This window comes from Pseudomonas sp. KNUC1026 (assembly GCF_021650705.1).
In the GTDB taxonomy this organism is placed as follows: domain Bacteria; phylum Pseudomonadota; class Gammaproteobacteria; order Pseudomonadales; family Pseudomonadaceae; genus Aquipseudomonas.
In genome coordinates this window covers 779,167-793,224 of sequence record NZ_CP087138.1, presented here as the reverse complement: position 1 = coordinate 793,224, position 14,058 = coordinate 779,167, and the positions used below count along the sequence as shown (strand labels likewise).

The 14,058-nt window shown below is 62.7% G+C and carries 10 protein-coding genes and 1 pseudogene; 1 reads left to right on the top strand and 10 read right to left on the bottom strand.

What is annotated here, in order from left to right; all coding sequences use genetic code 11:
• Positions 1-9 precede the first annotated feature (9 nt).
• Entirely contained in the window at positions 10-852 is an 843-nt protein-coding gene (fghA, locus tag LN139_RS03325; RefSeq protein ID WP_236358676.1) for an S-formylglutathione hydrolase, read from the bottom strand.
• An 11-nt stretch (positions 853-863) separates the two neighbouring features.
• Positions 864-1,976 carry an S-(hydroxymethyl)glutathione dehydrogenase/class III alcohol dehydrogenase gene (locus LN139_RS03320; protein WP_236358674.1) on the bottom strand — a complete coding sequence of 371 codons (1,113 nt, stop codon included), beginning with the start codon at positions 1,974-1,976 and terminating at the stop codon, positions 864-866.
• 110 nt (positions 1,977-2,086) lie between these two features.
• On the opposite strand from LN139_RS03320, the gene LN139_RS03315 reads away from it, so the two are divergent.
• On the top strand, positions 2,087-2,989 hold the full coding sequence (locus LN139_RS03315; RefSeq protein ID WP_236358672.1) for a LysR substrate-binding domain-containing protein: 903 nt from the start codon (positions 2,087-2,089) through the stop codon (positions 2,987-2,989).
• Here LN139_RS03315 and ispD read toward each other — a convergent pair.
• The 8 genes and pseudogenes from ispD to dnaE form a co-directional block, all read right to left on the bottom strand.
• Positions 2,979-3,674 (bottom strand): 2-C-methyl-D-erythritol 4-phosphate cytidylyltransferase, encoded by a 696-nt coding sequence (gene ispD / locus LN139_RS03310; RefSeq protein WP_236358670.1) that lies wholly within the window; start codon positions 3,672-3,674, stop codon positions 2,979-2,981. The genes LN139_RS03315 and ispD overlap by 11 nt on opposite strands.
• Positions 3,671-3,949: a cell division protein FtsB gene (ftsB, locus tag LN139_RS03305; protein ID WP_236358668.1), complete on the bottom strand. Its 279-nt coding sequence runs from the start codon at positions 3,947-3,949 to the stop codon at positions 3,671-3,673. The genes ispD and ftsB overlap by 4 nt, the downstream gene beginning before the upstream one ends.
• Before the next feature lie 125 nt (positions 3,950-4,074).
• Positions 4,075-5,364, bottom strand: coding sequence for a phosphopyruvate hydratase (eno, locus tag LN139_RS03300; RefSeq protein WP_236358666.1), 1,290 nt, complete (start codon positions 5,362-5,364; stop codon positions 4,075-4,077).
• A 132-nt stretch (positions 5,365-5,496) separates the two neighbouring features.
• Complete coding sequence (gene kdsA, locus LN139_RS03295; RefSeq protein ID WP_236358664.1) at positions 5,497-6,342, bottom strand: 3-deoxy-8-phosphooctulonate synthase; 846 nt, start codon at positions 6,340-6,342, stop codon at positions 5,497-5,499.
• A 2-nt stretch (positions 6,343-6,344) separates the two neighbouring features.
• Positions 6,345-7,973 (bottom strand): CTP synthase, encoded by a 1,629-nt coding sequence (locus LN139_RS03290; RefSeq protein ID WP_236358662.1) that lies wholly within the window; start codon positions 7,971-7,973, stop codon positions 6,345-6,347.
• A gap of 139 nt (positions 7,974-8,112) precedes the next feature.
• Positions 8,113-9,411, bottom strand: a complete 1,299-nt coding sequence (tilS, locus tag LN139_RS03285; protein ID WP_236358660.1) for a tRNA lysidine(34) synthetase TilS — start codon at positions 9,409-9,411, stop codon at positions 8,113-8,115.
• Between the two features lie 25 nt (positions 9,412-9,436).
• Positions 9,437-10,383: pseudogene (gene accA / locus LN139_RS03280) on the bottom strand (acetyl-CoA carboxylase carboxyl transferase subunit alpha).
• 96 nt (positions 10,384-10,479) lie between these two features.
• Entirely contained in the window at positions 10,480-13,995 is a 3,516-nt protein-coding gene (gene dnaE, locus LN139_RS03275) for a DNA polymerase III subunit alpha (protein ID WP_236358658.1), read from the bottom strand.
• Positions 13,996-14,058: the final 63 nt, after the last annotated feature.

The following is a 14,058-nucleotide window of genomic DNA, read 5'->3' as shown; positions in this document are numbered from 1 at the left end:
AAGACGTGCTCAGCGCAAGGCCTGGACGTGGTGGCGCAGGTGGTCGTCGATGAAGCTTGCGATGAAGAAATAGCTGTGATCGTAGCCCGGCTGCAAGCGCAGCGTCAGAGGGTGGCCGACTGCCTTGGCGACCTGAGCCAGTGCCTCAGGCTTGAGCTGCTTCTCGAGAAAATCATCACGGTCGCCCTGGTCGATCAGCAACGGCAGCCGTTCTTGAGCGTTTTCCAACAGCACGCAGGCATCCCACTCGCGCCACTTGGCGCGCTCTTCACCCAAGTAGTGGGTGAAGGCCTTTTCACCCCAAGGGCATTCCATCGGGTGGGTGATAGGCGAGAACGCCGACACCGAGCGGTAGCGCCCCGGGTTGCGCAGTGCGCACACCAGCGCACCGTGCCCGCCCATGGAATGGCCACTGATACTGCGCGCGTCAGAGGCCGGAAAGTGCGCCTCGACCAGCGCCGGCAACTCCTGCACCACATAGTCGTGCATGCGGTAGTGCTGGCTCCAGGGAGCCTGGGTGGCGTTCAGGTAAAAGCCTGCGCCCAGGCCAAAATCCCAGGCGCCGTCTGGATCGTCAGGAACGTCTGCGCCGCGTGGGCTGGTGTCGGGCGCAACGATGATCAAGCCCAGCTCGGCGGCCAGGCGCTGAGCGCCGGCCTTCTGCATGAAGTTCTCATCCGTGCAGGTCAGGCCAGACAGCCAGTACAGCACCGGCAGCTTGCCGCCCTGCTCCGCCTGCGGCGGCAGGTAAACGGCAAAGACCATGTCGCAGCCGAGTACCTCGGAGCGGTGCTTGTAACGCTTGTGCCAGCCGCCGAAGCTTTTCTGGCAGGAAATGTTTTCAAGGCTCATGGCGCCTCCTCTCAGAAGTGGATGACGCTGCGGATGCTCTTGCCTTCATGCATCAGGTCGAAGGCCTTGTTGATGTCTTCCAGGCCCATGGTGTGGGTGATGAAGGTGTCCAACGGAATCTCGCCCTTCTCGGCCATTTCCACGTAGCTAGGCAGTTCGGTACGGCCACGCACGCCACCGAATGCAGTCCCGCGCCATACACGTCCGGTCACCAGTTGGAACGGGCGAGTGGAAATTTCCTGGCCGGCACCGGCCACACCGATGATCACCGACTCGCCCCAGCCCTTGTGGCAGCACTCGAGCGCCGCACGCATCAGCGCTGGCACGCCGACACATTCGAAGGAGAAGTCCACGCCGCCATCGGTCAGCTCGACGATGACCTCCTGGATCGGGCGATCATAGCCCTTGGGGTTAACGCAGTCGGTGGCGCCAAGCTGGCGAGCGATCTCGAACTTGGCCGGGTTGATGTCCACGGCGATGATGCGGCTGGCCTTTGCCTTGACCGCGCCGATGATCGCCGACAGGCCGATGCCGCCCAGGCCGAATACCGCTACGGTGTCACCGGGCTTGACCTTGGCAGTGTTGAGCACCGCGCCGATGCCGGTGGTGACGCCGCACCCCAGCAGGCACACCTTTTCCAGCGGCGCTTCTTTGGGAATGCGCGCAACGGAGATTTCAGGCAGTACGGTGTATTCGGAGAAGGTCGAGGTGCCCATGTAGTGGAACAGGGTCTGGCCTTTATAGGAAAAGCGCGAAGTGCCGTCGGGCATCAGGCCTTTGCCCTGGGTGGCGCGAATGGCCTGGCACAGGTTGGTCTTGCCGGAAAGGCAGAATTTGCACTGGCGGCATTCAGGGGTATAGAGCGGGATCACATGGTCGCCCACCGCGACCGACGTCACACCCTCACCTATCGCTTCAACGATCGCACCGCCCTCATGGCCGAGGATGGAAGGGAAGATGCCTTCGGGGTCAGTACCGGACAGGGTGTAGGCGTCAGTGTGGCAGACGCCGCTGGCAACCACCCGCAGCAAGACCTCACCGGCCTTGGGCATGGCCACATCGACTTCGACGATTTCCAAAGGCTTGTTCGCTTCGAAGGCGACGGCTGCGCGGGACTTGATCATGTAGGGAGGCTCCATATTCTGCAGTGAGGATGAGCTTGAGTGTAATTCACTCGGTTTTGATGAATAATCCGGCGCGCGACAAAACATTATTGCCACACAGGGACAATCTCATGCCCGCTCAGCGCTGGGACGGTATCGACGAATTCGTCGCAGTGGCCGAGGCGAGCCAATTCACCGCTGCAGCAGAGCGCCTGGGCGTTTCGTCCTCGCACATCAGTCGGCAAGTGGCACAGCTTGAAGAACGGCTGCAAACGCGCCTGTTCTACCGCAGCACTCGGCGCGTGACCCTCACCGAGGCTGGCATGGCATTCCTTCATCACTGCCAACGCTTGCAGGATGGGCGCGACGAGGCCTTGCGTGCGATTCATGATCTGGGCAGCGAGCCTAAAGGGCTGTTGCGCCTGACTTGCGCGGTAGCCTATGGCGAACGCTTCATCGTGCCGCTGCTCAATGACTTCATGGCACGCTACCCGCAGATCCGCCTGGATGTGGAACTGAGCAATCGAACCCTGGACATCGTGCATGAAGGCCTGGATCTGGCCATTCGCCTGGGCCGCCTGAACGAGTCACGGCTGGTAGCGGCGCGCTTGGCGCCCAGGCGCATGTACGTATGCGCATCGCCCGATTATTTGAACCGCTACGGCCGCCCCCACAGCGTGTCGGAGCTAGCCCGGCACAACTGCCTGATCGGCAGCACCGATCAATGGCCACTGTTCGTTGAGGGGCGCGAATTCAACCAGCGCGTTCAAGGTAACTGGCGCTGCAATAGCGGCCAGGCGGTGCTCGACGCCGCACTAAAAGGCATGGGCTTGTGCCAGCTGCCTGATTATTACGTGCTGGAGCATTTGCGCAGTGGTGCGCTGATTTCTCTGCTGGAGAGCTATCAGCCACCGAACACCGCTGTGTGGGCGCTCTATCCGCAACAGCGGCATTTATCGCCGAAAGTACGAGGGTTGGTCGATCACCTGCGCGCCGGGCTGGCCGAAAGGCCCGAGTATCAGGCTAGCCCTTGAGCCGAGCCAGCCAGGCGAGGTCTTCGGGGCAGGTGACCTTGAGGTTGTCGGCGCGGCCTTCGACCAGGCGGGGGAACTGCCCTGCCCACTCCATGGCAGAGGCATCGTCGGTGACCGCTATGCCTGCGACCATCGCATCGGCCAGTGCGCGCTGCAGTGGCCCGAGGCGAAACATCTGCGGCGTATAGGCCTGCCACACCACACTGCGGTCGATGGTCTGCTGGGCGCGGCCGTTGGCGTCTGCGCGCTTGAGTGTGTCGCGCGCCGGCACGGCCAGCAAGCCGCCGACCGGGTCATCAGCCAGCAGGGTCAACAGCTGATCCAGGTCACTGCGCGCCAGGTTGGGCCGGGCGGCATCATGCACCAGTACCCAGTCATCTTCACCGGCGCCTTGGGCACTGAGGTGCAGCAGTGCATTGAGCACAGAGTCTGCCCGCTCGCGGCCACCGCTTGCGCGCTGCACGCGGGCGTCCTGAGCACAGGCCAGCGAAGGCCAGAAGGGGTCGTCTTCGGCCAGGCTCACCACCACGCCCTTCAAGGCGGGATGATCGAGGAAGCAGGCCAGGGTATGTTCGATCAGAGTGCGGCCTGCCACTGGCAGGTATTGCTTGGGGCGGTCGGCGGCCATGCGCGCGCCGACCCCGGCAGCGGGAATCACTGCCCAGAATTCGGGGAAAGGTGTCATTGCGTGATCTGGTAGAGAGTCTCGCCGTTCTTGACCATGCCCAGCTCATGGCGGGCGCGCTCTTCAACGGTTTCGGTGCCTTTTTTCAACTCGACGACTTCTGCGTCCAGCACTCGGTTGCGCTCGAGCAGCCGCTCGTTCTCCACCTGCTGATCGGCGATCTGCTGCTTGAGCTCGGCCGCCTGCTTGAAGCTGCCATTGCCAAGCCACAGGCGATGCTGCAAACCGGCGAGCACCGCGATCAGGATGAGGAACAACCAATAGTGACTGCGCATGGAAAATGTCCAGTGTTGAGACTAACGCCCCCAGATAGCAACGAGCCTGGCACCAAGGCCAGGCTCGGGGAACCTGGGCCGCCGACATTCATCGGTAGCCCAGGCGCCTTTTTACCATCTTCGGATCAGCCGCGAAACTCGGCCCGACCACGGTACTGCGCCTTGGCGCCCAACTGCTCTTCGATACGCAGCAGCTGGTTGTACTTGGAGACGCGATCGGAGCGGCACAGCGAGCCGGTCTTGATCTGGCCGGCAGCGGTACCGACTGCGAGGTCCGCGATGGTGGAGTCTTCGGTTTCGCCCGAACGGTGCGAGATCACGGCGGTGTAACCGGCGGCCTTGGCCATCTGGATGGCCTCCAGCGTTTCGGTGAGGCTGCCGATCTGGTTGAACTTGATCAGGATGGAGTTGGCGATCTTCTTGTCGATGCCTTCCTTCAGGATCTTGGTGTTGGTCACGAACAGGTCGTCGCCGACCAGTTGCACCTTGCTGCCGATCTTGTCGGTCAGCACTTTCCAACCAGCCCAGTCCGATTCGTCCATGCCGTCTTCGATGGAGATGATCGGGAACTGCTCGGTCAGGCCGGCCAGATAGGTGGCGAAACCTTCGGCGTCGAACGCTTTGCCTTCACCGGCCAGGTCGTACTTGCCGCCTTTGTAGAACTCGCTCGAGGCGCAGTCCAGGGCCAGGGTCACGTCGTCACCCAGGGTGTAGCCGGCATTGGCCACAGCTTCGGCGATGGCCGACAGGGCTTCGGCGTTGGAGCCAAGGTTCGGTGCGAAACCGCCCTCGTCGCCCACCGAGGTGCTCAGGCCCTTGGCCTTGAGCACTGCCTTGAGGTGATGGAAGATCTCGGCGCCCATGCGCAGCGCGTCGGCGAAGGTTTTCGCGCCAACCGGCTGCACCATGAATTCCTGAATGTCGACGTTGTTGTCGGCATGCTCACCGCCGTTGATGATGTTCATCATCGGAACGGGCATCGAGTACTGGCCAGGGGTGCCATTGAGGTTGGCGATGTGTGCGTACAGGGGCAGGTCCAGGTCCTGGGCAGCAGCCTTGGCGGCAGCCAGCGAGACGGCCAGGATGGCATTGGCGCCCAGCTTGCCTTTGTTCTCGGTGCCGTCGAGCGCGATCATGGCGTGGTCGAGCGCCTTCTGCTCGGCAGGGTCCTTGCCCAGCAGCAGGTCGCGGATCGGGCCGTTGATGTTGGCGACCGCCTTGAGCACACCCTTGCCCATGTAGCGGCTCTTGTCGCCATCACGCAGCTCCAGCGCTTCACGAGAGCCGGTGGAGGCGCCAGACGGTGCGCAGGCGCTGCCGATGATGCCGTTGTCGAGGATGACGTCGGCCTCCACGGTTGGGTTGCCACGCGAATCCAGAACCTCACGGCCTTTGATCTCGACGATTTTTGCCATTGTTGTAAGCACTCCAATATTTGGACGAAATACGACGCAACGGATTGAAAATTTACGCGCTCGGGGACTGCAGCCGCCCCGGCTGAGCGATGTATGAATACAACGATGCCCGGCGAACCGGGCATTGTCGGGTCAGGCGGTTTCTATGATCGGAAAACCCTTGACCAGTTCATCCAGCGCCTTGAGCTGGGCCAGAAATGGCTCCAGCTTGTCCAGGCGAAGGGCACAGGGGCCGTCGCACTTGGCGTTGTCAGGATCCGGATGGGCCTCCAGGAACAACCCGGCCAACCCCTGGCTGATACCCGCGCGGGCCAGTTCAGTGACCTGGGCGCGGCGCCCGCCGGCCGAGTCGGCGCGGCCGCCCGGCATCTGCAGCGAGTGGGTCACGTCGAAGAACACCGGGTAGCCCATCTGCTTCATGATGCCGAAGCCAAGCATGTCGACGACCAGGTTGTTGTAGCCGAAGCTCGAGCCGCGCTCGCACAGAATGAGCCGCTCGTTGCCGGCCTCCTCGCACTTGGTGAGGATGTGCTTCATTTCCTGAGGCGCAAGGAACTGCGCCTTCTTGATATTGATGACCGCATTGGTTTTCGCCATCGCGACGACAAGGTCGGTCTGGCGCGACAGGAAGGCGGGCAACTGGATGATGTCGCACACCTCGGCCACCGGCGCTGCCTGATGAGGCTCGTGCACGTCGGTGATCAACGGTACGTTGAAGGTCTTCTTGATCTCTTCGAAGATCTTCAGGCCTTCGTCCAGCCCGGGGCCGCGATAGGAGTTGATCGACGAGCGATTCGCCTTGTCGAAGCTGGCCTTGAACACATAAGGGATGCCGAGCTTTTCGGTCACCTTGACATAGGCCTCGCACACCTGCATGGCCATGTCACGGGATTCGAGCACGTTCATGCCACCGAACAGCGCCATGGGCTTGTCGTTGGCCAGCTCGATGTTACCGACGCGGATGGTTTTCTGAGTCATGGTCAGCCCTTCGCGCGCTGTGCCAGCGCCGCCTTGACGAAACCGCTGAACAGCGGATGGCCATCACGCGGAGTGGAGGTGAATTCCGGGTGGAACTGGCATGCCACGAACCAGGGGTGATCCTTGCCTTCCACCACTTCGACCAGTGCGCCGTCGCCGGAACGGCCGGAAACCACGAGGCCTGCGTCGAGCAGTTGCGGCAGCAGGTTGTTGTTCACTTCGTAGCGGTGGCGATGGCGTTCGACGATTACGTCCTTACCGTAGCAATCGTGCACCTTGGAGCCTGCGTGCAGCTGGCATTCCTGTGCGCCCAGGCGCATGGTGCCGCCCAGGTCGGAGGCTTCGGTACGGGTTTCGACTGCGCCGGTCGCGTCGGCCCATTCGGTAATCAGGCCCACTACCGGGTGCGCACTGTTGCGCTCGAACTCGGTGGAGTTGGCGTCAGCCCAACCCACCACATTACGGGCGAACTCGATGACCGCCACTTGCATGCCCAGGCAGATACCCAGGTAAGGCACCTTGTTCTCGCGGGCGAACTGCACCGCCTTGATCTTGCCTTCGACACCGCGCAGGCCAAAGCCACCTGGTACCAGGATTGCGTCGACACCCTCGAGCAGGCCAGTGCCCTGATTCTCGATGTCCTCGGAGTCGATGTAGCGCAGATTGACCTTGGTGCGGTTCTGGATGCCGGCGTGGCTCATGGCCTCGATCAGCGACTTGTACGCATCGAGCAGTTCCATGTACTTGCCGACCATGGCAATGGTCACTTCATGCTCGGGGTTGAGCTTGGCGTCGATGACCTTGTCCCATTCGGCGAGGTCAGCGCTGCCGCATTGCAGGCCGAAACGCTCCACGACGAAGTCATCCAGGCCCTGGGCATGCAGCACGCCCGGGATCTTGTAGATGGTGTCGACGTCTTCCAGGGAGATCACCGCACGCTCTTCGACGTTGGTGAACAGGGCGATCTTGCGGCGCGAGGAGCTGTCGACGGAGTGGTCGGAGCGGCAGATCAGCACGTCTGGCTGCAGGCCGATCGAGCGCAGCTCCTTGACCGAGTGCTGAGTGGGCTTGGTCTTGGTTTCGCCTGCGGTGGCGATGTACGGCACCAGGGTGAGATGCATCAGCATGGCACGCTTGGCGCCCACTTCGACGCGCAGCTGGCGAATGGCTTCGAGGAACGGCTGCGACTCGATGTCGCCAACGGTACCGCCGATCTCTACCAGCGCGACGTCGGCATCGCCGGCGCCCTTGATGATACGGCGCTTGATCTCGTCGGTGATGTGCGGGATGACCTGGATGGTGGCGCCCAGATAGTCACCACGGCGCTCCTTGCGCAATACGTGCTCGTACACGCGGCCGGTGGTGAAGTTGTTGTTCTGGGTCATGGTGGTGCGGATGAACCGCTCGTAGTGGCCCAGGTCGAGGTCGGTCTCGGCACCGTCGTGGGTCACGAAGACCTCACCATGCTGGAACGGGCTCATGGTGCCGGGGTCGACGTTGATGTACGGGTCCAGCTTGAGCATGGTGACCTTCAGCCCCCGCGCCTCCAGGATGGCCGCCAATGAAGCCGACGCGATGCCTTTCCCCAAAGAAGAAACAACACCGCCCGTGACGAAGATGTAGCGCGTCATGAAAAACCCTAGAAGTCTGCGTTAAAGCGGCCTTGGCCGCCCGGGAAAGCGAAGGAGAATCGCCAGCTACCGGTGCCCTGAAGGGCCTGCCGGAAGCTGTATCAAGAAGGGAGGGTAGTCTACCGGAACTGCCCTTTCATCACAAACACTGCGCGTTCGTCGGCGGGCACCAGCGCAGCAGGGGCTCCTGGCCTGCTGCCATCGCCAACCCTGCCACCGCTACCAGCTGGCCATCTGCGAACAGCAAAGGCCAGCGACCGCGCGCGAACGCCGGCACACCTTGCTCCTGTAACCAGCGCTTGAGGTCGCGGCGGCCACGCCCCGGCAACACCAGCGTTTCCCCACCTTGGCGGTAGCGCACCTGCAATGCCCCTGGCGGAACGTGCGCGAGCAGGACGTGGCCGTTACCGGGGAGCGCCAGAGGCTGGTGCGGAGCCGGCCAGCCAGGTGGCGCATCCGGCACAGGTTGCAACCATGGGCTTGCCAGCCACCAGAGGTATTCACCACTGCGGCGCAGCTCGCCCCCTGCCAGGCGCCAGGCAGGCTCACCCGCCAGCCGTGCGTCACGCAGGTCTTCCCAGCCTTGCCAGTGGCGGGCATCTGGCATGAGCGTCAGAGTTTGGAGGAAATGCCGCAGCGCATTGCGTTGGCGCGCAGGTGACAGCCGGCGCAACGGATCAAGCGCAAGGCAAGGCAGCCCAAGCCAGGTGAAAGCGGCAGGCTTGGCTGCCGCCAGGTCCTGAACCGCAAGCTCGTCCAGCAATGCCTGCGCCTCGGCCATGTGCTCCGCCGCCTGGGCAATGCGCGCCGGTGCAGTGGCCCAACGCTTGCTCAACTCCGGAAGGATCCGATGCCGCAGGAAATTGCGGTCAGCGTCGGCCTGCGCGTTGGTCGGGTCTTCGACCCACTCCAATCCATGGGCCTCTGCGTAGGCTTCCAGATGCTGACGAGGAACCGCCAGCAGCGGCCGGAGCAGGGTCCCGGGGCTCATAGGGCGATGGCCGGCCATGCCGCTCAAGCCCTTGACCCCTGCCCCACGCAGCAGGCGAAACAGCACGGTTTCAGCCTGGTCGTCACGGTGATGCCCCAACAGCAATGCCTCACCCGGGCAAAGCTGGCCGGCCAATGCCCGATGGCGAGCCTCGCGCGCCCTCGCCTCGATGCTGGCGCCGCTGGCAACCGCTACCTGCAACACACGCAACTCGACGCCAAGCGCATGGCATAGCCGTTCGCAATGCACGGGCCAGGCATCGGCTACAGATTGAAGACCATGATGGATATGCACGGCGCGCAAGGGCGGCAGCGTGTGATGGCGAGCGAGATCGCTCAGAAGATGCAGCAGGACAGTGGAATCAAGGCCTCCGGAAAGGCCGACCACCCAGCCCGGCGCAGCGCGCCAGGGTGCCAGGTGCTCGAGCAGGGCGTCGGCCAGGTTCATCGCCGCGCCCCGCTCACGCTCAGCCTCAGAGGCCGTAGCTCATCAGGCGCTGATAGCGGCGGTCGAGCAGGCTGGGCATGTCCAGTGCCTTGAGCTTGTCGAGCTGTTCGATCAGCGAATCACTGATGCTTGAGGAGGCTTCGGCGATATTGCGATGCGCCCCGCCCAACGGCTCAGGGATGACTTTGTCGACGATGCCCAGGCCTTTGAGGCGATCGGCAGTGATGCCCATGGCTTCGGCAGCATCGGAAGCGCGCTCGGCGGTTTTCCACAGGATCGACGCGCAACCTTCTGGGGAGATCACCGAATAGGTGGAGTACTGCAGCATGTTGAGCTGGTCGCACACACCGATCGCCAGGGCGCCGCCGGAGCCACCTTCGCCGATGACGGTTGCGATGATCGGGGTTTTCAGGCGAGCCATCACGCGCAGGTTCCAGGCAATGGCCTCAGACTGGTTGCGCTCCTCGGCATCGATGCCCGGGTAGGCGCCGGGCGTGTCGATGAAGGTAAGGATCGGCATCTTGAAGCGCTCGGCCATTTCCATCAGGCGGCAGGCCTTGCGATAGCCCTCCGGGCGCGGCATGCCGAAGTTGCGGCGTACTTTTTCGCGCACTTCGCGGCCCTTCTGGTGGCCGATGACCATGACCGGCTTGCCATCAAGACGCGCGGTACCGCCCACGATGGCCGCGTCGTCGGAGAAGTGGCGATCGCCGTGCAGCTCTTCGAACTCGGTGAAGATGTGCTCGAGGTAGTCCAGGGTGTACGGGCGGCGCGGGTGGCGGGCCAGGCGCGCGATCTGCCAGCTGGTCAGGTTGCCGAAAATGCTTTCGGTCAGCGTGCTGCTTTTTCCTGCAGCCGCGAGATTTCGTCACTGATGTTCAGCGAATTGTCATTACCAACGAGACGCAGCTCTTCGATCTTGGCTTGCAGGTCCGCGATGGGCTGTTCGAAATCCAGAAAATTCGGGTTCATAGCTTTCCGTCTTGGGTCGACGGCCTGGCGGCCGGTTGATCCGTGTGGCGCCATACCATACGTAAATGGCGCCTTGAGGTCGAGATAAAATCTTGGTTAACGATACTGGAGGAAGACGTTCTCCCGCCCGAACTGGTCACGCAGCGCTTGAATCAGCGCATCGGCAGGGTCGATTCGCCAGCTTTCCCCCAGTTGCAGTACCGCCTTGGCGTCGCTGCCGGTGTAGTCGACCGTAACCGGGCACGCACCGCGGTGGCGCTGCAGGGTTTCTCCCAGCCAGCCCATATGCCGCGCAAGCTCGGTGCCTGCAACTTTCACCCGCAGGCTTTCAGCCAATTGCGTGCGCGCTTCCTCGATGGTCATGACCCGCTTGACGCGCAAGCGCAGGCCACCGGAGAAGTCGTCGTTGCTCACCTCCCCCTCAACCACCACGACCGCATCGTTCTGCAGCAGGTGCTGGGCGCCCACGAAGGCATCGGCGAACAGCGAAGCTTCGATTCGCCCGGAGCGGTCGTCGAGGGTGATGAAGCCCATCTTGTCGCCCTTTTTGTTCTTCATCACCCGCATGGCCACGATCATTCCGGCGATGGTCTGGGTATCGCGTGCAGGCTTGAGGTCGACGATGCGCTGGCGGGCGAAGCGCCGCACTTCGGTTTCGTATTCATCGATAGGGTGGCCTGTGAGGTAAAGGCCGAGCGTGTCCTTTTCACCCTTGAGCCGCTCCTTGAGCGCGAGCGGGCGGGCCTTGCGATAGCTGGCATAGACATCCACATCCTCTGCCTCGAACAGCCCGCCGAACAGGTCGACATGGCCGCTGTCGTGGCTGCGGGCCGCTTGCTCGGCGGACTTGATCGCCTCTTCCATTGCCGCCAGCAGCGTCGCGCGGTTCTGGTCGACGGTCGCCTGGTACGCCTTGAGCTCATCGTTGAAGAACGGCCCCAGGCGATCCAGTGCGCCGCTGCGCACCAGTGCATCGAGCGTGCGCTTGTTGATGCGTTTGAGGTCGACCCGGCTGCAGAAGTCGAACAGGTCGGTGAACGGGCCGCTGGCGCGGGCTTCGACGATCGCCTCCACCGGGCCCTCGCCCACGCCCTTGATCGCGCCCAGGCCATAGACGATGCGCCCGTCCAGGTTCACCGTGAATTTGAACTCGGACATGTTCACGTCGGGGGTGTCCAGGCGCAGCTTCATGCTGCGCACTTCCTCGATGAGGGTCACGACCTTGTCGGTGTTGTGCATGTCCGCCGACAGCACCGCCGCCATGAACGCTGCAGGGTGGTGCGCTTTCAGCCAGGCAGTCTGGTACGACACCAGGCCATAGGCAGCGGAGTGGGATTTGTTGAAGCCGTAGCCTGCGAACTTCTCTACCAGGTCGAAGATGTTGCCCGACAGGTTCGGGTCGATATTGTTGGCCGTGCAACCTTCGATGAACGCGCCGCGCTGCTTGGCCATCTCCTCGGGCTTTTTCTTGCCCATCGCCCGGCGCAGCATGTCGGCACCGCCAAGGGTGTAGCCGGCCATCACCTGGGCGATCTGCATCACCTGTTCCTGATACAGGATGATGCCGTAAGTGGGCGCAAGCACCGGCTGCAGGCCATCGTACTGGTAGTCCGGGTGCGGCCAGGCAAGCTCGGCACGGCCATGCTTGCGGTTGATGAAGTCGTCCACCATGCCCGACTGCAACGGGCCTGGGCGGAACAGCGCCACCAGTGCGATGAGGTCTTCGAGGCAGTCGGGCTTGAGCTTTTTGATCAGCTCTTTCATGCCGCGGGATTCGAGCTGGAAGACCGCCGTGGTTTCAGCCTTTTGCAGCAGCGCGTAGGTCGGCTTGTCGTCCAGCGGAATGTGCGCGATGTCGAGCGGTGCCTCGCCGGTCTTTTCGCAGTCGCGGTTGATGGTCTCCAGGGCCCAGTCGATGATCGTCAGCGTACGCAGGCCGAGGAAGTCGAATTTCACCAGGCCGGCGGCTTCCACGTCGTCCTTGTCGAACTGGGTTACCAGGCCATCGCCGAACTCATCGCAATAGATGGGCGAGAAATCGGTGAGCTTGGTTGGCGCGATGACCACACCACCGGCGTGCTTGCCGACGTTACGCACAACCCCTTCGAGTTTGAGCGCCATGCTCCAGATTTCGGCAGCTTCCTCGTCGCTGGTGAGAAAATCCCGGAGCATCTCCTCCTGCTCATGAGCTTTTTCCAGCGTCATACCCACTTCGAACGGGATCATCTTCGACAGCCGGTCGGCCAGGCCGAAAGACTTGCCCTGGGCCCGCGCTACGTCACGCACTACCGCCTTGGCCGCCATCGAACCGAAGGTGATGATCTGGCTCACGGCGTTGCGGCCGTATTTGTCGGCCACGTAATCGATCACCCGGTCACGGCCGTCCATGCAGAAGTCGACGTCGAAGTCGGGCATCGATACCCGTTCGGGGTTGAGGAAGCGCTCGAACAGCAGGTCGTATTCCAGCGGGTCAAGGTCGGTGATCTTCAGCACATAGGCAACGAGCGAGCCGGCACCCGAGCCGCGGCCGGGGCCCACGGGCACGCCGTTGCTCTTGGCCCACTGGATGAAGTCCATCACGATCAGGAAGTAACCGGGAAAGCCCATCTGCAGGATGATGTCGATCTCGAAATTCAGGCGGTCGAGATAGACCTGCTTGCGCGCTTCGTAATTCTCCGATTCCGGCGGCAAGACAACGGCCAGGCGATCGTCGAGGCCATCGAACGACACCTTGCGAAAGAACTCGTCGATGGTCATACCATCGGGGATCGGGTAGTCGGGCAAGAAGTGCTTGCCCAGCTTCACGTCGATGTTGCAGCGCTTGGCGATCTCGACGGTGTTTTCCAGCGCCTCGGGCAAGTCGCTGAACAGCTCGGCCATCTCCTCCGCGCTCTTGAGGTATTGCTGGTCGCTGTAGCCACGGTTGCGGCGCGGATCGTCCAGCGCCCGGCCTTCACCGATGCACACCCGTGTTTCATGCGCTTCGAAATCTTCGGCCTTGATGAAGCGCACATCATTGGTAGCCACCAGCGGAGCGCCGTGGCGATCAGCGAGCGCTACAGCCGCGTGGAGGTACTCCTCGTCACCTGCGCGATTGGTGCGTTGCAGTTCGACGTAGAACCGGCCAGGAAAAGTGCTCATCCAGCCGGCCAGCAACGCATCCGCTTCTGCGGGGCTGCTGCCCATCAGCGCCTGCCCGATGTCGCCCTCTTTTGCCCCCGACAGGGCAATCACACCGGCAGAAGCTTCGGTGATCCAGTGGCGTTGCAACACCACTAGGCCGTCGCGCTGGCCTTCCATGAACCCGCGAGAGATCAGTTCGGTGATGTTGCGATAGCCCTCGCCGTTCATCGCCAGCAGGCTGATACGCGAAAGCGGCGCATCGGCATCCTTGCCCGCCAGGTAGAGGTCGGCGCCACAGATGGGCTTCACGCCCGCGCCCATGGCGGCCTTGTAGAATTTGACCAGCGAGCACATGTTCGACTGGTCGGTAACCGCCACCGCCGGCATGCCCATGCCCGCCAGTGCCTTGACCAGCGGCTTGATCCGGACCAGGCCGTCTACCAGGGAATATTCGGTGTGAAGGCGCAGATGGACGAAAGAGACCGACATGCTGATCCTGTCTGTGGCGATGGGCGAAAAAACGATTGTACCGGCAGCACGCGCTGCCGGCGA

Excerpts from the sequence above, each read along its gene's own strand:
- fghA (WP_236358676.1), bottom strand. The coding sequence starts at position 852 with ATGAGCCTTGAAAACATTTCCTGCCAGAAAAGCTTCGGCGGCTGGCAC.
- LN139_RS03320 (WP_236358674.1), bottom strand. The coding sequence starts at position 1,976 with ATGATCAAGTCCCGCGCAGCCGTCGCCTTCGAAGCGAACAAGCCTTTG.
- LN139_RS03315 (WP_236358672.1), top strand. The coding sequence starts at position 2,087 with ATGCCCGCTCAGCGCTGGGACGGTATCGACGAATTCGTCGCAGTGGCC.
- ispD (WP_236358670.1), bottom strand. The coding sequence starts at position 3,674 with ATGACACCTTTCCCCGAATTCTGGGCAGTGATTCCCGCTGCCGGGGTC.
- ftsB (WP_236358668.1), bottom strand. The coding sequence starts at position 3,949 with ATGCGCAGTCACTATTGGTTGTTCCTCATCCTGATCGCGGTGCTCGCC.
- eno (WP_236358666.1), bottom strand. The coding sequence starts at position 5,364 with ATGGCAAAAATCGTCGAGATCAAAGGCCGTGAGGTTCTGGATTCGCGT.
- kdsA (WP_236358664.1), bottom strand. The coding sequence starts at position 6,342 with ATGACTCAGAAAACCATCCGCGTCGGTAACATCGAGCTGGCCAACGAC.
- LN139_RS03290 (WP_236358662.1), bottom strand. The coding sequence starts at position 7,973 with ATGACGCGCTACATCTTCGTCACGGGCGGTGTTGTTTCTTCTTTGGGG.
- tilS (WP_236358660.1), bottom strand. The coding sequence starts at position 9,411 with ATGAACCTGGCCGACGCCCTGCTCGAGCACCTGGCACCCTGGCGCGCT.
- dnaE (WP_236358658.1), bottom strand. The coding sequence starts at position 13,995 with ATGTCGGTCTCTTTCGTCCATCTGCGCCTTCACACCGAATATTCCCTG.